A 19337-nucleotide genomic window follows, 5' to 3' on the forward strand; every position below is an offset into this window, starting at 1 on the left:
CTTGAGTATCCCGGTCGGGTCAACAGGCTGATCTGACCCTTTCAATGAGGATTACACCGGTTATCACCCGGCAATTTAATAATCACATCATGGGCCACATAGGGACGAGCGGGCTCAAGGCTCCACGTAGGTTTATTCTCGGCGATATCGGGGGAATCAAGATGGCAGGCCAACTGACGGCGCATGCTGCTGCCCATGTTATCGAAATTCCAGTCCTTGCGATTCGGATCAAGGGCAGCAGCCTTGATCGCCAGCTCGGCCAGCACGACATTGGTTTTCCCTACGCCGGCTTTTCTTCCGCAGGCCGTGGGCGTGACCTTAAGCGATGAAATTTTTCCCAATACGGGTTCTACATAATTGTTATCCCACTCGATCTTTTCTATGTAGTTATCGCAGGAACGACTATCCACCGGGGGTTGAACATGCTGATCGGCGGGATAGTAAGCAAATTTCGCGTCCTCAGCGATCGAGTTCGGAAATTGTATTTTTATGATCGGCTTCCACGTATTGTCTTGCTCTACCCATCGGCGCTGATCATCTCGAGCAAGCTCACGGGACGTAAAAGTCTTTGTAGTTCTGTCAATGTAATCAATACCACTCTCATAAATAAAAGCAGCGATAGGGAGCTCCAGGTACGTGGCTTTTGCTGAGTCGCTGTCACTGGCGACAGGCGCATCAAACTTCACCCGTGCCTGACTGCCCCAGTCCCTTTTCCAGTGTTTATTAGGTGGCCAGGTTTCAATTCGCAGCTCCGACTGGGTATGGATCGCATCGTCCTTTTCCTCAGGATCATTGGCCAAAATTTTTCGTGCTTCGACAAACGTATTGAATGCATCAGCCTTGTTGTAGGTACCGAAGTAGTCTCTCGTGGTATCAAAGCCGCATTGAAACTTGTGCGCTTTCGTGGCTTCAGGGTCTCGGGTTTGACGGTCATAGTGCTCCATCCACGCCTTGGCATTGCTGATGCCCAGCTTCTGGCAATAGTCCTCGACAACGCCGAGGGAGTTCCCGTTCTCCTGATAATCGCCGCAGCCGCTGTTGTTCCGATAATTCGTCCAGGAATCAATAGGAAAGGCACACAATACTTTGATTTTGAATTGCGTCTTTTCATTCACAAAATCATTGGGCACCAAGGCAAAACCATTGAACCTGAGCATACCCAGCCCATTGTACTCAACATCTTTTCTTAAATATGAAACCGATGTACCTCCGGCCGCTATACCGGTGCCCCCCGCTTCCAGGCTCTGCGATAACGGACTGGGATCCCACGGCAAATAACTCTGTTTACTGGCGATCCCTCTAAGTATCAATCCAGAGCAATCAGACGCCAACCTGCCACTTCCACAATCCCGTGCGGTCAATCGATACCAGTACTCCATCAATTTGGCCGTATCGGTGCCAGGGCTTGCCTGCAACAGGCTGGAGCCCGATACAAAACCGAGAAACAAAGAAATGCTTAATATCCGTATGACCCGACGCCTGCGCATGACTCTCTCCTAGAGCTTTTCATCGCTCAGCTCAATCAGTTATGCAATCCCGCCTAATAACCTGCGTTCCCGGCATAAACCCAACACCGGTTTTATTCAGCGGCGAGTACAACTGGAGTCTTGAGTATTCGATGATCGCTTCGTCGCGCCCACTGTCGACACTTACAGTTTTTTAGATCTGTTTAAACGATTTCCTCATAACCGGCCGCCGATCAGTCAACAAATGATCTGCCATGAAACGCCCTTCCAAGCTGCCATGTGCAAATGGCCAGCCTGGAAGCCTGTGTCGCATTGCCGAGGAACATCTGACTGTCACACAGGTCGGTTACATCAGGAGCTGTCGCGGGCCGCACGACGAATGAGTGCAAAAACGCGACATTTTTTGTTGATCTCAGGCCCCTCACGCCCTAAAGTTCGCGCCGAACGTCCATGCTGGAAACGATCCATCCGGCTCAAGTACTGACGACGAGACAGCAAGGCCAAGGGAATCAAGCATCCCGTGGCCTTTTTGCTTTCGGCGACATGCCTTGGGAAGTAGGCGAACCAAAGTGGGGATACGGAGGACGTTCACGAGGGCTGCTTGCCCTTACACCCATTGATCCTGATGTTTGCCAGTAGGAGTCCCAAGTATGTCGATCCAGGTCGAAGATTATTTCGCGCGCGAGACCTTTCAGAAAATGAAGGCGTTCGCCGACAAGCAGGAAACCCCGTTCGTGGTGATCGACACCGCGATGATCTCCCAGGCCTACGATGACCTGCGCGCAGGTTTCGAATTCGCCAAGGTCTATTACGCCGTCAAGGCCAACCCGGCAGTGGAAATCATCGACCTGCTCAAGGATAAAGGCTCGAACTTCGACATCGCTTCGATCTATGAGCTGGATAAAGTCATGAGCCGTGGCGTAGGCCCGGATCAGATCAGCTACGGCAACACCATCAAGAAATCCCGGGACATCCGCTACTTCTACGAGAAGGGCGTGCGCCTGTATGCCACCGACTCCGAAGCCGACCTGCGCAACATCGCCAAGGCCGCGCCGGGCTCGAAAGTCTACGTGCGCATTCTTACCGAAGGCTCGACCACCGCTGACTGGCCGCTGTCGCGCAAGTTCGGCTGCCAGACCGACATGGCCATGGACCTGCTGATCCTGGCCCGCGACCTGGGCCTGGTGCCGTACGGCATTTCCTTCCACGTCGGTTCGCAACAGCGTGACATCAGCGTCTGGGACGCGGCCATCGCCAAGGTCAAAGTGATCTTCGAGCGCTTGAAAGAAGAAGACGGCATCGTGTTGAAGCTGATCAACATGGGCGGTGGCTTCCCGGCCAACTACATCACCCGCACCAACAGCCTGGAAACCTACGCAGAGGAAATCATCCGTTTCCTCAAGGAAGACTTCGGCGACGAACTGCCGGAGATCATCCTGGAGCCGGGCCGTTCGCTGATCGCCAACGCCGGCATCCTGGTCAGCGAAGTGGTGCTGGTGGCCCGTAAATCCCGTACCGCCGTCGAGCGCTGGGTATACACGGACGTGGGCAAGTTCTCCGGCCTGATCGAAACCATGGACGAAGCCATCAAGTTCCCGATCTGGACCGAGAAGAAAGGCGAGATGGAAGAAGTGGTCATCGCCGGCCCTACTTGCGACAGCGCCGACATCATGTACGAAAACTACAAGTACGGTTTGCCGCTGAACCTGGCCATCGGTGACCGTCTGTACTGGCTGTCGACCGGTGCCTACACCACCAGCTACAGCGCGGTGGAATTCAATGGCTTCCCGCCGCTGAAGTCGTTCTACGTGTAATTCGCTGGTCGCTGGACCCGAAAGCCCGTGACTGTGTCACGGGCTTTTTTGCAATAGCGCAAAACGCGCCCATCAGCGCAATGCTATTGACTTCAGGCTTGTCTGAATCATGTGGCTTTTATGTGTGTTTATGAATGGTTCTCGATAACATGCGCGCCATGATGAACAGCAATGACTGAAAGGCGAGTGACGTGTTTAAGAAAACCCTGTTCCAGTTGCACTGGTTTTTCGGCATCAGCGCCGGGCTGGTCCTGGCGTTTATGGGCATTACCGGTGCCGCGGTGTCGTTTCAGGACGAAATCCTGCGGGCGTTGAACCCCCAGGTGTTGATGGTCCCGAAACAACCGGAAGGCGTCCTGCCGCCTGCCGAGCTGGTGCAACAGATCGAGGCCGCTTCCGGTAAAACCGTCGCCATGCTTTGGGTCGAGACCGACAGCGGCCACGCCGCACGGGCAATTTTCGCCGCCCCGCCTGGGGAAAAGCGCGGGCCCATGCGCTATTTCAACCCGTACAACGCACAATTCATGGGCGATGTGGTGGGCCAGGATCTCTTCGCTCTGATACTCAGGCTGCATCGCGTCCTGGCCTTGGAGGATGTAGGTCGACAGATTACCGGTGCCTGCACGCTGATCCTGGTGTTTTTCTGCCTGTCCGGGCTGTACCTGCGCTGGCCACGCCAATGGAAAAGCTGGCGTGCCTGGCTGACCCTCGACTGGGCGAAAAAAGGCCGCAGCTTCAACTGGGACCTGCACTCGGTGGCGGGCACCTGGTGCCTGGCGTTCTATCTGCTGGCGGCCCTGACCGGCCTGACCTGGTCCTACGATTGGTACAACAAAGGCGTGACCCACCTGCTCTCCGATTCCCCCGAAGAAGAACGGGTGCGCAACCGCGGCCCAGCGCCGAGCGGCCCGCCGCCGGTGGCCGACTATCGGGCCATGTGGAGCAGCATCTACAGCGCCGCGGGCCCTGGCCTGATCGCCTACAACGTGCGCATGCCGCCGGTGGCCGGGCAACCGGCAACGGTGTTCTACCTGCTGAAAAACTCGCCTCATGACCGGGCGCTGAACCAGCTCATCCTCGACCCGGCCACCGGTGTCATCAGTGGTCACAGCCGCTACAGCGACAAGAGCCTCAAGGCGCAGTTGCTGACCAGCGTCTATGCCTTGCATATCGGCAGCTATTTCGGCCTGATCGGGCGGATCCTGGTGACGGTCGCCGCGCTGACCATGCCGCTGTTCTTCATCACCGGCTGGTTGCTGTACCTGGACCGTCGCCGCAAGAAGCGCCAAATCAAGAATGCCCGCCAGGAGCTGGGTGCCAACCGCAGCGATGCGCCCGCCTGGCTGATCGGGTTCGCCAGCCAGAGCGGTTTCGCCGAGCAACTGGCCTGGCAGACCGCCGGCCAGCTCCAGGCTGCCGGTTTGCCGGTGAAGGTCCAGCCGCTGGCCGGTGTCAGCGAGCAGGAGCTGAGCAATTGCAGCCACGCCTTGTTCGTCGTCAGCACCTTTGGCGACGGCGAAGGACCGGACAGCGCCCGGGGTTTCGAGCGCAACGTGTTGGGTCGGGCCATGAGCCTGGAGCGCCTGCAGTATTCGGTGCTGGGCCTGGGCGATCGGCAATACGAAAACTTCTGCGGCTTCGCCCGACGCCTGCACACCTGGCTGTCGGAGCACGGCGGCAAGACTCTGTTCGCTCCGGTGGAAGTCGACAGTGGCGACCCTTACGCCTTGCGTCACTGGCAACAGCAATTGGCCGAACTGACTGGCCAGGCTCCGCTGGACACTTGGCAGGCGCCCAGTTTCGAGAACTGGACCCTGCACCAGCGCACCTTGCTCAACCCCGAGAGCAGCGGCTCTGGCGTGTATCTGTTGGGCCTCACCGCGCCCGGCCCGAGCAGTTGGCTGGCCGGTGACCTGGTGGAAATCCTGCCGCGCAATGACCTGTCGGCCATCGACCATTTCCTGGAGGGCCTGGGCATCGCCGGCGTTGCTCGCGTGCAGGTCGATGGCTTGCCCCAGCGCCTCGATCAGGCCCTGGCCAACCGCCAACTGCCGGAAAATCGCGCCCATCTGGTGGGCATGCATGCCCAGGCCCTGGTGGATGCCCTGGCGCCACTGGCACTGCGCGAATACTCCATCGCTTCGATTCCCGCCGATGGCCTGCTGGAACTGATGGTGCGCCAGGAACGTCACGCCGACGGCAACCTGGGTATCGGCTCCGGTTGGCTCACCGAACATGCGCCGCTGGGCAGTGCCATCAGCCTGCGGGTACGCCGCAACAGCGGCTTCCATCTGCCGCCTCAGGGCGTGCCCATGATATTGCTGGGCAACGGCACCGGTCTGGCCGGCCTGCGCAGCCTGCTCAAGGCGCGCGTGGCCGAGGGCATGCAGCGCAACTGGCTGCTGTTCGGCGAGCGCCAGCGCGAGCATGATTTCCACTGCCGTGATGAGTTACAGGAATGGGTGACATCCGGCGATCTGGAACGCCTGGACCTGGCGTTTTCTCGGGATCAGGAACAGAAAATCTACGTCCAGGACCGCCTGCGCGAATCCTCGGCCCTGCTCAAGCAATGGCTGGCCGACGGTGCGGCGATCTATGTCTGCGGCAGCTTGCAGGGCATGGCGTCGGGCGTGGATCAGGTGCTCAACGACGTGCTCGGCGCCGCGGCAGTGGAGCGCTTGATCGAACAGGGCCGGTACCGGCGGGATGTCTACTGACAAGCCACCCGCTAAAACACTGCCCTCTGTGGGAGCGAGCCTGCTCGCGATGGCGGAGTATCAGACGGCACTTTTGTCGACTGACACAGCGCATCGCGAGCAGGCTCGCTCCCACATTGATTGGTGGCGTACTTGAAACTCAGACCGGCTGCAACTTCTTCTCAAACACCGCCACGCCCTCCAGATCCCGCAACACCACGCTCATCTCCCCGCTCTGGCCGTCGATGTTCACCTCGCCAAAGAACTGGTATCCGGCAAACGGCGACGTGTTCTGCGCCGGGGGGGCTTTCTGGAACACCACTTCGGGACCGAACGTCTTGTCCAGAGGATTAGGCCCGAAGCTGCCGGCATTCAACGGCCCGGCGACAAACTCCCAGAAGGGTTCGAAATCCTGGAACGCGGCCTGTTCCGGGTGGTAATGGTGGGCGGCGCAATAGTGCACGTCAGCGGTGAGCCAGACGTAGTTGCGCACCTGATGCTTGCGCAGGTAGCCGAGCAACTCGGCGATCTCCAGCTCACGGCCCTGGGCCGGCCCCGGATCACCGTTGGCGACCGCTTCCCAACGCGACACGCCGGGGCTGACTTCGCCGTCGGGCACACCCAGGCCGATGGGCATGTCGGCAGCAATGACTTTCCACTGGGCACGGGACTGCTTCAGTTCGCCCTTGAGCCAGTCCAACTGCTCGCGACCGAGAAAGGGTTTGGCCCCGCCGAGGTTGGCGTCGTTGGCTTCGCGGTAGCTGCGCATGTCCAGCACGAACACATCCAGCATCGGCCCGTAAGCGAGCTTGCGGTAGATCCGCCCGCCGCCGTCGGCCTTCTGCAAGCGCATGGGGGCGTATTCCAGCCAGGCCTGCCGCGCACGACCAACAAGACTGTGGATATCCTTGGTCTGGTAGCGTTCATCCAGTTGCTTGCCCGGCGACCAGTTGTTGACCACCTCATGATCGTCCCATTGCCAGATCTGCGGCACTTCGGCGTTGAAGCGGCGCACGTTCTCGTCCATCAGGTTGTAGCGGTAGTTGCCACGATATTCGTCCAGGGTCTCGGCGACCTTGCTCTTGGCTTCAGTGGTGAGGTTGCGCCAGATACGCCCGCCTTCGGTGGTGATCTGCGCCGGCACCGGACCGTCCGCGTAGATGGTGTCGCCGCTGTGGATAAAAAAATCCGGCAGGCGCAAACGCATGGCTTCGTAGATGCGCATGCCGCCAATGTCCGGGTTGATCCCGAAGCCCTGGCCGACGGTGTCGCCGCTCCAGACAAACCGGATGTTGCGCTTGAACTGCGGCACGCTGCGCAGGTGACCGAGCCAGGGCTCACTGGCGACACCGGTCTGGGCGTCTTCAAAATGCACGCGGTAGAAAATTGCCTGGTCAGGCGGCAGCCCGGTGAGCTCGACCCGAGCGGTAAAATCGCTGCGGCTGTCGACCAGTGGCGAGACAACACGCCGCGGGTTGGGCAACTGGCTGCGGGTGTCCCATTCCACCACCATCCGGGCCGGGCGGTCGCAGCGGCTCCAGATCATCGCCCGGTCGCCCTGCAGATCGCCAGACTGCACGCCATCGGTGAGCACCGGGCGATCCTTGACTGAGGCAATCACCGCCGGCGCCAGCCCCGGCAACAACAACCCCGCCCCCACGGCTTGCATCACACGGCGACGGCCCAGGTCAAATTCGCTCATGGTGTTTCCCCCAAATGGGGAAACTTAAGCATGGCAGTGTTAATCAGGCGTGACAGGGATCTTGTGAACACCCCAAAACCACTGTGGGAGCGAGCCTGCTCGCGATTGCAGAGTATCAGGCAACCCATTGTCGACTGATACACCGCTATCGCGAGCAGGCTCGCTCCCACAGGGAATTTTCATTGTTCAAACTTAAGTGATCAGGCCTTGGCCGGCTCTAACGCCATCTCCACCACTTCCGGCCGCTTGAGCAGCGCATAGGACACCGCCGTCAGCAGACTCCCCGCCACGATCGCCAGCAAATACAACAACGCATGGTTGATGGCGTTAGGGATTAGCATCACGAACAGCCCACCGTGAGGCGCCATCAGTTTGCAGCCGAAGTACATCGACAGCGCACCGGTCAGTGCGCCACCAGCGATGCTGGCCGGGATCACCCGCAACGGGTCCTTGGCGGCGAACGGAATCGCCCCTTCGGAGATGAAGCACAGCCCCAGCACCAGCGCCGCTTTACCGGCCTCGCGTTCGGTCTGGGCAAACTTGCGACGGGCGATAAAGGTTGCGATGCCCAGGCCAATCGGCGGCACCATGCCAGCGGCCATGGCCGCCGCCATCGGAGCATAACTTTGCGACGCCAGCAGTCCCACGGAAAACGCATAGGCGGCCTTGTTGATCGGCCCGCCAAGGTCGACACACATCATCGCCCCCAGCAAAACACCCAACAGAATCGCGTTGGTGGTGCCCATGCTGTCGAGGAAATGGGTCAGGCCATCCAGCATGCCCGCCACCGGTTTGCCGACGATGTAGATCATCACCAGACCGGTAAACAGGCTCGCCAGCAGCGGGATGATCAGGATCGGCTTGAGCGCTTCCAGGCTCTGGGGCAGGCGCGCGTAGCGGTTGATCGCCTTGGCCGCGTAACCGGCCAGGAAACCGGCGATGATCCCGCCGATGAACCCCGCGCCCAAGGTGCTTGCGAGCATCCCGCCGATCATGCCGGGCGCCAGGCCGGGACGGTCGGCGATGGAATAGGCGATGTAGCCGGCCAGCAACGGCACCATCAGTTTGAACGCGGTGTCACCGCCGATCTGCATCAGCGCCGCCGCCAGCGTGCCGGGCTCCTTGAACGCGGTAATGCCAAACACGAACGACAAGGCGATCAACAGACCACCGGCCACCACCATCGGCAACATGAACGACACGCCGGTCAGCAGGTGCTTATAGACACCGGTCTTCTCCGTTTTTGCCGCAGCACTGGCACCGCCCGACGCGCTTTCCTGGCGGCCTTCGGCAAGCGCCTTGTTCAGCGTGGCTTCGGCCTGCTTCAAGGCAATGCCGGTGCCGCAGCGATAAATTTTCTTGCCGGCAAAACGCTCGGTGGCGACTTCGATGTCGGTGGCCAGCAGCACCACGTCGGCCTCGGCGATGGCCTCGGGGCTCAACGGATTGCGGGCGCCCACCGAGCCCTGGGTTTCCACTTGCAAGTCGTAACCGAGCTTCTTCGCTGCCTGCTGCAACGCCTCGGCGGCCATGAAGGTATGGGCCACGCCGGTTGGGCAAGCAGTGATGGCGACCAGACGAGGAGCCCGCTCAGCCGAAACCGCAGGTGCCTCTTCCAGCACATCCGACTCGACAAAAACCTTGGCCTCTTCGGCGCCGCGACGCAGCACCGAATCGACATCCTGCAGGGCCTGGGCCGGGGTGCTGCGGAACAGACGTTTGCCGACGAATCGCGACATATCCACCGGGCCGCTGGCTACCAGCAACACCCACTCGGCCGCTTCCAGGGTCGCCGCCGATAACTGGCGCTCCGGATGGGCCGCGTCATGGACTTCCACGCTGGTGCTCCAACCCTGGCGCTGGGCTGCCGCGTCCAGCAGGCGGGCGCACAACACACTGGTGACCATGCCGTTCGGGCAGGCCGTCACAATGGCTAATTTCATTCTTGCGAACCCTCTTATTGTTCGGTCAGGGGGCGCACGCGCACGCCCTGTTCAAGCGACGCCAGCAACGCGGTGTCATGGATGCCAAAACCGATCTGCGTCACGGCCATGGCGGCGATGGCCGTGGCGGTGCGCAGGGTCTGTTGCGGCGTGTCGGCGTTGAGCAGGCCATGCAGCATGCCGGCCAGCAGCGAATCGCCGGCCCCCACGGTGCTGGCGACAGTGACGCTGGGCGGCGAGGCATGCAGCGCCGAACCGACACTGAACCAGTTCACGCCGTCGGCACCGTGGGAAATCACCACATGCTCAATGCCTTGGGCGTGCAATCGTTGCGCCGCTTCCGCCTGGGCAAATTCGCTCACCACGTCGCAACCCAGCGCATCGGCCAGTTCCTCGGTGTTTGGCTTGATCAGCCACGGCCCCGCCGCGAGGGCGACGCGCAAGGCTTCGCCGCTGGTGTCGAGGGCCACGTTCAAGCCCAGTTCCTTCAAGCGAATGATCAGCGCCTGCAACCATTGCGGGCTGACGCCCCGGGGCAGGCTGCCCGCCACTACCACGGCATCGTGGCCCGGGGCGATGTGTTCCAGTCGCTCAAGCAACGCTTGCTGCGCGGCGTCATCAACCACCGGACCTGGACCGTTAAGGTCTGTGATGCGTCCGTCCTGCTCGGCCAGCTTGATGTTGCTGCGGGTCTCCCCTGGGACGCGAATAAAGGCGTCGACAAAACCGCGCTGGGCGAACAGCGTTTCGAACGCCTGGGCGTTGTCTTCACCGAGAAAGCCACTGACGGTCACAGTGTGGCCGAGGTCAGCCAGCACCTGGGCCACGTTCACGCCCTTGCCGGCGGCGTGGCTGTGCATGGCATCGCTGCGGTTGACCTGACCGGGTTCCAGGCGCGCCAGTTCCACCGTGAGGTCGAGCGCCGGGTTGAGGGTCAGGGTAAGGATCTTGGCCATTACAGCGCCTCCACTAATGCGCGCACGTCATTGGCGCTGCCCACGGCCAAGGCCTCTTGGGCGAGGATTTTTACCTGCGCCAGGCTCACTTCGCGTACCCGCGCCTTGACCTCGGCAATGCTGCGGGCCGAAACACTCAGCTCGTCTACGCCCAGGCCCACCAGCACCGGCACCGCCAAAGGGTCGGCCGCCAGCTCACCGCACACGCCGACCCACTTGCCATGCGCATGGGCGGCACGCACGGTGATGTCGATCAGTTGCAGCACCGCCGGGTGCAGGCCGTCAGCCTGAGCCGAAAGGGTTGGGTGACCGCGGTCAATGGCCAGGGTGTATTGCGTCAGGTCATTGGTGCCGACACTGAAGAAGTCGACTTCCTTGGCCAGCACCGGCGCCAGCAGTGCCGCGGACGGCACCTCGATCATGATCCCCAGTTGCAGGTCCGCCACCGGGATCTCCAGGCGCAGGCGCTCGGTCATGTCCCGGGCCTGACGCCACTCATCGACGCTGCCCACCATCGGGAACATGATCCGCAACGGACGGTTGTCGGCAGAACGCAACAAGGCGCGCAATTGCGCTTCCATGACCTGCGGACGTTGCAAGGTCAGGCGAATGCCTCGCACGCCGAGAAACGGGTTTTCCTCTTTCGCGATCGGCCAGTACGGCAGCGGTTTGTCGCCGCCCACATCGAGGGTACGCACCACCAGCGGTCGCCCGGCCAGGCCATCGAGCACCTTGCGGTATTCGGCTTCCTGAGTCGCTTCATCGGGAGCCTGGGTATGAGCCATGAAAATCAGTTCGGTGCGCAACAGGCCAATGCCTTCGGCGCCCTGCTCCACCGCACTGGTGACACCGGCGCTCTCGCCAATGTTGGCGAACACTTCCACGGCGTGACCGTCACGGGTCAGCGCCGGTTGATGACGTTGTTCGGCTGCGACCTTGAGACGTTGCTCACGGGTGTCGCGCTCTTCGGTGGCCCGTTGTAGCGTGGGGGCGTCGGGGTCCACGTGCAGGCGACCGCGCTGGCCGTCCAACAACAGTGAAGTGCCCGGCGCCAGCAGCAACACCGCCGCACCGGCCCCCACCAGCGCCGGGATCCCCAGGGCTCGGGCGACGATGGCACTGTGGGCGGTGGCGCCGCCGCGCGCGGTGAGAATCCCCGCTACGCGGGCGGGATCCAGACGGGCGACGTCGGACGGGCCAACCTCGTCCATCACCAGAATGTAAGGTTGCTCGGGTTCGCTCGGGGTTTCGACGCCGCACAATTGCGCCAGCACACGCCGACCGACGTCCCGCAGGTCGGCGGCACGTTCGGCGAGCAGTGCATCCTGCAGCGCTTCCTGTTCTTTGGCAGCCGCTTCGATCACGCCCATCCACGCCGCTTGCGCACTCTCGCCCAGCTTCAATCGAGTGTCGACCTCATCGGTCAGCGCCGGGTCGTCGAGCATCTCCTGATGGGTGATAAAGATTTCGCGGATGGCCTTGGCCTTGGCGCGTTCGACCAGACCTTCGATGTCGCGGCGCACTTGGTTCAAGGCGTTTTGCAAGCGCTCACGCTCGATGGCCGCTGATTCGCCGCGCAATGGATACTCGAAGGCCTGCAACACCTGGATGTGGGCCGGGCCGATGGCAATGCCCGGAGCGGCGGCAACGGCCTGGATCAAGCTGCCGGATTCAGGCGCCAGCACGACGGCAGCAACCTCGGCCATGGTGGTTTGCTGTGGCGCACTCGGTGGCGGCAGCGGCTCGACTTCTTCGCCAAGGCCCTCTTCGATGGCGGCCAGCAGCGCCGGCAAGGCGTCAGCGGCGATGCTCGGTTCGGCGATGAACTCCAGGACCTGGCCGCGACGAGCGCCCAGGCTCAGCAATTTGCTCAGGCTCTTGACCGACACGGCGCTGTCCTGGCCGTCGACGATGCGCACGCGGATCTCGCCTTCGAAGCTTTTCGCCAGTTGCGCGAGGATCTTCGCCGGACGCGCGTGCAAACCATGGGCATTGGCTAGGCCGATGCGGGCGCTGGGCCAATCGGCGGGCAGTTCGCCGCCCAACACTTCCAGCACCTTGCGGCTGCTGGTGGCGCGACCCAGTTCATGGCCGCGGCCTTCGATCAACAACGCGCAGAGCCTTTCGAGCAAAGCCTGGTGAGCCTCGCCGAGGCTGGCGAGACAGAACAGACCGCTCAAGGGCTGACCGAGGTAACGGATGGGCTTGTCCGGCGTGACGAAGGCCAGGCCCGGACGCTTGACCGTCTGTTCGCTGTGCAGCCACCACAGGCCATCGCCCAATGGCAGCGCCTCGACCTGCTGCAACACTCCAGCAAAGCCGTTGCTCACACAGTCGGCCTGGCGCAGCAGACGGGCACCGCGCCAGACCAGCTCTTCGAAATCGTCGGCCGACACGCCGAGGCCGATCATCTGCGCATCCAAGGCCAGTTCCTGTGGCGCGCCTTGCAGCAGCTTCAACAGCGCTTCGGCCGAACCTGCGCGGCGCAGGGCCTGGCCCAGGTCGGTCTCGCCGAGGGCGCGGGTCAGCAGTTGCAAAAGACGCAAGTGTTCGTCGGACTTGGCCGCGATACCGATCGCCAGGTAAACGATCTGACCGTCACCCCAGTCCACACCGTCGGGGAACTGCAACAGACGCACACCGGTGGAGTACACAAGATCGCGGGTTTGCGGGGTGCCGTGGGGGATGGCAATACCTTGGCCAAGAAAGGTCGAGCCCTGGGCCTCGCGAGCCTGCAAGCCGGCCAGGTAACCCTCGGCTACAAGGCCATCGGCCACCAGTTTGTCAGCGAGCAATTGCAGCGCGGCGTCTTTATCCACAGCCGTCTGGGCCATGGATATCTGCTCTAGAGTGAGCTCGAGCATGCTTTCTCCTTTTTGGCGTCGGGTTGGCGCCAGGTATTGTTTTGAATGAATCAGCTTAGCGTTACAGGACGGCTTTTGGCGCTATCGCGGCAGACGGGCCAAAAAATCCTGCTAACCTTGAAAATACGCCTGCTGAAACGTTTAATCTAGAAAGATTGGCACGTTACTCGATAATCTCTCATCCTTGAAGTGCAACTTGTCGCCGCCGTCGCGACAGTAACCGTCGTCCTGAATCGGGTAGGATGCCCCTCATTGTCGGGGCAAACTCGAAAAAACAAGGAAAACCGGGTTGAAACTCAGTGATATCGCCCAGTTGGCCGGTGTGTCCGTGACCACCGCCAGCTATGTCATCAATGGCAAGGCCGAACAGCAACGCATCAGCAGCGCCACCGTCGAACGCGTACGCGCCGTGGTCGAGGAGCATGGCTTCACGCCCAACCCCCAGGCTGCCGGGTTGCGCAGCCGGCATACGCGCACGCTGGGTTTCATCCTGCCGGACCTGGAAAACCCCAGTTACGCCCGCATCGCCAAACTGCTGGAACAGGGTGCCCGAGCGCGGGGTTATCAATTGCTGATCGCCAGCTCCGACGATGCGCCCGAGAGCGAACGGCAACTGTTGCAACTGTTCCGCGCCCGACGTTGCGATGCGCTGATTGTCGCCAGTTGCCTGCCTGCCGGGGACGACAGTTATCGCCAGTTGCAGGCCAAGGGTATCCCGATCATCGCCATCGACCGGGTGATGGAGCCTGCGCACTTCTGCTCGGTGATCAGCGATGACCGCCAGGCCAGCCTGCAACTGACCCGTAGCCTGCTGGAAACCAATCCCCGCCAGATCGCGCTGATCAGCGCCCGGCCCGAATTGAGCATCAGCCAGGAACGCACCGCCGGGTTCAACGAAGCCCTGGCCGGGTTCGAAGGCCAGGTGCTGATCGAGCACGGCGAGTCGTTCAGCCGTGAATGCGGTCGCCAGTTGATGGACGAATTGCTCGCGCGACTGGGGCACCTGCCTGATGCGTTGATCACCACCTCCTATGTGCTGCTGCAAGGGGTGTTCGACGCCCTGCACGACTTTCCGCTCAAGTCGCGCCCACTACGGTTGGGCACCTTTGGTGATACGCAACTGCTGGACTTCCTGCCGCTGCCGGTCAACGCCATGTCCCAGCAGCACCAACTGATCGCCGACAAAGCCCTGGCGCTGGCCCTGGCCGCCATCGAAAACGATGATTACCAACCCGGTGTGCAGGCCATCCCACGCACGTTCAAGCAGCGCATTCATCAGGGCTGAGCATTCTTCAGGATTGAAGCATGGAACTGATCGATACCCACACCCATCTGGATTTCCCCGACTTCGATGCGGATCGCCCGGCGCTGCTGGCCGAAAGCCGCGCCTTGGGCGTGCGGCAGATGGTGGTGCTGGGGGTGTATCGGGATAACTGGCAACGGGTGTGGGATCTGGTGCAAAGCGACCCGGACCTGCACGCCGCGCTGGGCCTGCATCCAGTGTATCTCGACCAGCATCGCCCCGATGATCTGGGGCAATTGCGCCAATGGCTGATCCGCCTGGCTGGGCATCGGCAGTTGTGTGCGGTGGGGGAAATCGGTCTGGACTACTTCATCCAAACCCTGGATCGGGAGCGCCAGCAGGCATTGTTCGAGGCGCAACTGCAACTGGCGGCGGAATTCCAATTGCCGGCGCTGATCCATGTGCGCCGCAGCCACGCCGCCGTGATCGCCACCCTCAAGCGCATTGACCTCAAGCGCGGGGGGATTATCCACGCCTTCGCCGGCAGTTTTGAGGAGGCTCGCGAGTACATCAAGCTCGGCTTCAAGCTCGGCCTTGGTGGCGCCGCCACTTGGCCTCAGGCCCTGCGCATGCATCGGGTACTGGCAAAACTGCCGCTGGACGCGGTGGTGCTGGAAACCGATTCGCCGGACATGGCCCCGGCGATGTTCCCCGGCCAACGCAACAGCCCGGCGCATTTACCGGCCATTTGTGAAGCACTGGCTGGGATCATGACAATCAGCCCTGAGCAGCTGGCAGAGGCCAGCACGGCCAACGCCCGCCAATTGTTCAATTGGTGACCCCCTGTGGGAGCGGGCTTGCTCCCACATTGGATCGGTGGTGAGCACCATCCTTTAACTACACCCGAAACGCATTGATCAACTGCTTGAGCTGCACCACCTGGGCGGACAACTCACGGCTGGCGTCCTCGGTCTGGTGCGCCCCTTCGGCGGTGCGTTCACCGGCGCGATTGATCTCGACGATGTTCTGGTCGATGTCATGGGCCACGGCCGTCTGCTGCTCCACCGCTGCAGCGATCTGCTGGTTCTGGTCGACGATCATACCGACGGCACCGAGGATATTTTCCAGCGCCTGCTGGACCTTTTCCGACTGCCCCACCGTGCCACTGGCCATCTCATGGCTGGTGCCCATGGCTTTGACGGCAGCACCCACACCGCCGTGCAGGCGGGTGATCATTTCTTCGATTTCTTCGGTCGATTGCTGGGTGCGCTTGGCCAGGGTCCGCACTTCGTCAGCCACCACCGCGAAACCGCGCCCCTGCTCTCCGGCTCGTGCGGCTTCGATCGCGGCGTTGAGCGCCAGCAGGTTGGTCTGTTCGGCAATGCTCTTGATCACGTCCAGCACACGACTGATGGCCTGGCTGTCAGTCGCCAATTGATTGATCACCTGCACCGACTGATCGATCTCGCTGGCCAAGCGCACGATGCTGCTCTGTTGCGACTCCACCAGCCCGCGCCCGCTGAGGGTTTCGTCGTTCACGCTGTGGGCGCTACTGACCGCCGCGGCGGCGCTACGAGCCACTTCCTGGGCGGTGGCCGACATCTGGTTCATCGCCGTGGCGACCAGCTCGATCTGGCTGCGCTGCCCGGACACGGCCTGGTTGCTCTGGGCCGACACCGCCTCCACCTGCCCGGCCTGGCGCTCGACCTCGGCAACGGTCCGGCCGACCTGTTCGATCAGGTCATGGATCTTCGCCACCGTGCCATTGAACACTTCACCCAACTCCCCCAACTCATCCTTGCTGCGCGCCACGAAGTTGACCGTCATGTCGCCTGCGGCGACCTTGTCCATCATCTCGCCGAGATGTTTGAGGGTGGTGCGGGTCGAGGCGTAGAAGCCGGCGTACAGGTAAAAGATCAGCAGAAATACGGCGACCAGCGCAACAGCTTGCAGCACCATGTGGCTGCGGTTCTGCTCCAGGCGATGCTGCAACTGAACATCCAGAAAACCCAGGGTCACATCGTTCAGTCGGTAGGTCTGCTCCATCAGACTGCTGACCTGCTCGTAAAACGGCAGCCATGGAGCATCCAGCGTGTCAGCCATCACCACCTGTTCTTCGATCAGTTCACCGGCTTTCTTCAAGGTTGCCTTGCTGCCTTCGGCCTGACTGGCAAGCGCCTGCTCGGCCGCCTTGCTGGAACCCAGGGCGTCCTGAAGCTTGAGGTCATATTCACCCTGCAGCTTTTCGATTTGCCCCAGCAACTCGTCGAACCGGGTGCTCGACGCCGAATTGAGAAAGCCCAGGCCCAGGGACGCAGCGCCCAGCGCACGGCCTTCACCCAGGGTTTGGGTCACGTTGGGGGTCACGCTGATGATCAATTCGCTCAGTTGGCGGATGTCGCCCTGGTTGTCGCGGCTCAGGCCAGCCTGGCTGGCGATGATTTGACTGAACATCTGCGCGCTGTTGAGCAGCTTGCCAATCAGTGCGCTTTTGCTTTGCAGGGAGCGCTCGGCCTGCTGGGCCTTGAAAGCGGCAATCATTTCGTCGCGCTTGGCATCGAAGGCGCTGACCTGTTCAGGATCGACGGCCATGGCTTTCAAGCTCTGCAACCGCGCCAGGACCTGCTTTTCAAGGGCGCCGATCTTCGCCTCCACGTCCCCGGCCTTGCCGGACTGACCGAGGCTGGCATTGATCTGCACCAGATTGTTCAGGGTTTCCAGGTCGCGCCGCAGGGTCAGGCTGTTGCCCAGCAGATCGAGGCTTTGCAGCTCCACTTGCGTGCCCTGGAATTCGCGATAGGAATCGCGCACCAAAAAGAAATTGGTCACCAGCATCGGCAGCAGGAACAACACGCTGATCAGGCTGAACTTCATGCCGAAGCTCAGGCGGTTCATCAGCGCGACGGCGGGCCAGAGCAAACTCTTCACAAGGAAGTCTCCCGGTTGTATTTCTTGTTTTTATGGGCAGGCGCACAGAGACAGCAGATAGCCACTATTTGGGCGCTGTTCCTGTATAGCCTAAATCGGCGGGAAGATTTGTAACTTAAGGTTAACGACGAGCCGTGGCACGGTTCTTGTGGCGAGGGGATTTATCCCCGCTGGGGCGCGAAGCGGCCCCAGCTATCTTAAAGCCCGCAATCAATGGGGCTGCTGCGCATCCCAGCGGGGATAAATCCCCTCGCCACAGAGCGTGCGTTTGCCTAAGCCAGCACTGTCCACAGTGCAAACCCGGCATACCAGAGCACCGCCGCACGCAACAACAGCTCCCACAGCCGATCCAGGCTGTTGATGCCGTCCGGGCCCGCGACTGGGTCGGGAATCTCGCCGGCCACCAGCCCGACCTTGCCGATCAGGTCTGCCGCGCTGATGTTCCAGTTCAGCAACTCATGCAGCATGACCCGGCTGACTGCCACGAAGTTGCCCACCAGGGCGAAGCTCGCGGTCAGCAGCCGCACCGGCACCCAATCGAAGGCATGGCGCAACTGCGTCGCCCGCTCGGCCACGCCGGGGTTCTGACTGTGCTCGGCGGCCAGCGCCAGCAGGCGATAGCTCAGCGCCGCGACCGGCCCCAGCAGGAAATACCAGAAAATCACCGCGAAAAAACTCTGATAGGCCTGCCACAGCAGATGCCCCTGGACCCGCTCCAGCAACTGCTCGCCGCTATCGGCCTCGATATTCAGGTCGCGCTTGGCCACATGGTCGGCCGCCTGCAGGTCTTCCCGTCGCCAGGCGTCACGAAACGGCCCCAGGTCAGCGAGCAGATCCCCTCGACCGAGGCTGTAAATCACCACCAGCAGATGCACCGGTAGTGCCAGCAGACCATAGGCCACCGGCTCCAATACCCACAGTAACAAGGCCAGCAGCGCCACGGGCAGCAGGACCAGCACAACCAGCACCAGCCAGGGCCGGTTGACCCAGCGTGGGTTCGTCTCGAGTTTGTTCAGTTCGCGCAGCCAACCGCCGTCACGCTGGACCCGATGGCGCAACGCCGAGAACTTCTCGATCCAGATCGCCAGCAGCAGCACCAGAAAACTCATTGCCCTTCCCCTTCTATCAAGGCAGCGCGGTAGCGCGCCCAGTCGAATGCCGGTCCCGGATCGGTCTTGCGACCCGGGGCGATGTCGCTGTGCCCGCAGATGCGCTGCAGCGTGATCGCCTTGAACGCCGCCTGCAACTGCCGGGTCAGGCAGACCAATGCGGCATATTGCGCGTCAGTGAAGGGCAGATCGTCGGTGCCTTCCAGCTCGATGCCCAGGGAAAAATCGTTACACGTCTCCCGCCCTTCAAAGCACGAAACGCCCGCGTGCCAGGCACGATCCAGACAGGAGACAAACTGGGTAATCGCGCCGTCACGCTCGATCAGAAAATGCGCAGACACACGCAGATCGGCGATACCGGCAAAATAGGGGTGTTGCGTGACATCCAGACGATTCTGGAAAAACTCCTGCACCTTGCCCGTGGAAAACTGTGCCGGCGGCAGGCTGATGTTGTGGATCACCAGCAGTGAAATTTCGCCTTCGGGGCGCGCATTGAAGTTGGGTGATGGGCAATGCCGCACGCCATCGCACCAACCACTGGCGGGGTCCAACTGCATACAGGTTCCTTCGATGACGTCAGTGAATGCCGCCAGTATGCCGCGATCGGCCCTGGCTG

12 protein-coding genes and 1 pseudogene are annotated in these 19337 nt (G+C 61.6%); 4 read left to right on the top strand and 9 right to left on the bottom strand.

The window, feature by feature from the left end; genetic code table 11:
• Positions 1-41 precede the first annotated feature (41 nt).
• Positions 42-1487 (bottom strand): DUF2599 domain-containing protein, encoded by a 1446-nt coding sequence (locus PSH91_RS22760; RefSeq protein WP_305466814.1) that lies wholly within the window; start codon positions 1485-1487, stop codon positions 42-44.
• Between the two features lie 629 nt (positions 1488-2116).
• Between PSH91_RS22760 and PSH91_RS22765 the strand changes: the two genes are divergently transcribed.
• Together PSH91_RS22765 and PSH91_RS22770 are read left to right on the top strand one after the other, a co-directional pair.
• Entirely contained in the window at positions 2117-3280 is a 1164-nt protein-coding gene (locus tag PSH91_RS22765; RefSeq protein ID WP_047229038.1) for a type III PLP-dependent enzyme, read from the top strand.
• A gap of 191 nt (positions 3281-3471) precedes the next feature.
• Positions 3472-5997 carry a sulfite reductase flavoprotein subunit alpha gene (locus PSH91_RS22770; RefSeq protein ID WP_305466816.1) on the top strand — a complete coding sequence of 842 codons (2526 nt, stop codon included), beginning with the start codon at positions 3472-3474 and terminating at the stop codon, positions 5995-5997.
• A 139-nt stretch (positions 5998-6136) separates the two neighbouring features.
• Here PSH91_RS22770 and PSH91_RS22775 read toward each other — a convergent pair whose 3' ends face one another.
• From PSH91_RS22775 to ptsP, 4 genes are all read right to left on the bottom strand, one after another.
• On the bottom strand, positions 6137-7678 hold the full coding sequence (locus PSH91_RS22775; protein WP_305466818.1) for an alkaline phosphatase: 1542 nt from the start codon (positions 7676-7678) through the stop codon (positions 6137-6139).
• A gap of 200 nt (positions 7679-7878) precedes the next feature.
• On the bottom strand, positions 7879-9621 hold the full coding sequence (locus PSH91_RS22780) for a PTS fructose-like transporter subunit IIB (RefSeq protein ID WP_107321866.1): 1743 nt from the start codon (positions 9619-9621) through the stop codon (positions 7879-7881).
• Positions 9622-9635: 14 nt separating this feature from the next.
• Positions 9636-10577 carry a 1-phosphofructokinase gene (pfkB, locus tag PSH91_RS22785; RefSeq protein ID WP_305466819.1) on the bottom strand — a complete coding sequence of 314 codons (942 nt, stop codon included), beginning with the start codon at positions 10575-10577 and terminating at the stop codon, positions 9636-9638.
• On the bottom strand, positions 10577-13441 hold the full coding sequence (gene ptsP / locus PSH91_RS22790) for a phosphoenolpyruvate--protein phosphotransferase (RefSeq protein WP_047229043.1): 2865 nt from the start codon (positions 13439-13441) through the stop codon (positions 10577-10579). Before ptsP ends, pfkB begins: the two co-directional genes overlap by 1 nt.
• Before the next feature lie 289 nt (positions 13442-13730).
• On the opposite strand from ptsP, the gene cra reads away from it, so the two are divergent.
• Positions 13731-14726 (top strand): catabolite repressor/activator, encoded by a 996-nt coding sequence (gene cra, locus PSH91_RS22795; protein ID WP_047229044.1) that lies wholly within the window; start codon positions 13731-13733, stop codon positions 14724-14726.
• A 20-nt stretch (positions 14727-14746) separates the two neighbouring features.
• Positions 14747-15523: a TatD family hydrolase gene (locus PSH91_RS22800; RefSeq protein ID WP_160893423.1), complete on the top strand. Its 777-nt coding sequence runs from the start codon at positions 14747-14749 to the stop codon at positions 15521-15523.
• Positions 15524-15581: 58 nt separating this feature from the next.
• Here PSH91_RS22800 and PSH91_RS26845 read toward each other — a convergent pair whose 3' ends face one another.
• From PSH91_RS26845 to ampD, 4 genes and pseudogenes are all read right to left on the bottom strand, one after another.
• Positions 15582-16511 carry a methyl-accepting chemotaxis protein gene (locus PSH91_RS26845; RefSeq protein ID WP_370695208.1) on the bottom strand — a complete coding sequence of 310 codons (930 nt, stop codon included), beginning with the start codon at positions 16509-16511 and terminating at the stop codon, positions 15582-15584.
• Positions 16488-17579, bottom strand: a pseudogene (locus PSH91_RS26850) (methyl-accepting chemotaxis protein); the annotation flags it as partial. The pseudogene PSH91_RS26850 and the gene PSH91_RS26845, both read right to left, overlap by 24 nt.
• Before the next feature lie 305 nt (positions 17580-17884).
• Complete coding sequence (gene ampE, locus PSH91_RS22810) at positions 17885-18721, bottom strand: regulatory signaling modulator protein AmpE (RefSeq protein WP_076383532.1); 837 nt, start codon at positions 18719-18721, stop codon at positions 17885-17887.
• A complete protein-coding gene (gene ampD, locus PSH91_RS22815; RefSeq protein WP_047229048.1) occupies positions 18718-19278 on the bottom strand; it encodes a 1,6-anhydro-N-acetylmuramyl-L-alanine amidase AmpD in 561 nt (186 codons plus the stop codon). The genes ampE and ampD overlap by 4 nt, the downstream gene beginning before the upstream one ends.
• Positions 19279-19337: the final 59 nt, after the last annotated feature.

This window comes from Pseudomonas sp. FP1154, from assembly GCF_030687245.1.
GTDB classification, from domain to species: Bacteria; Pseudomonadota; Gammaproteobacteria; order Pseudomonadales; family Pseudomonadaceae; genus Aquipseudomonas; species Aquipseudomonas rhizophila.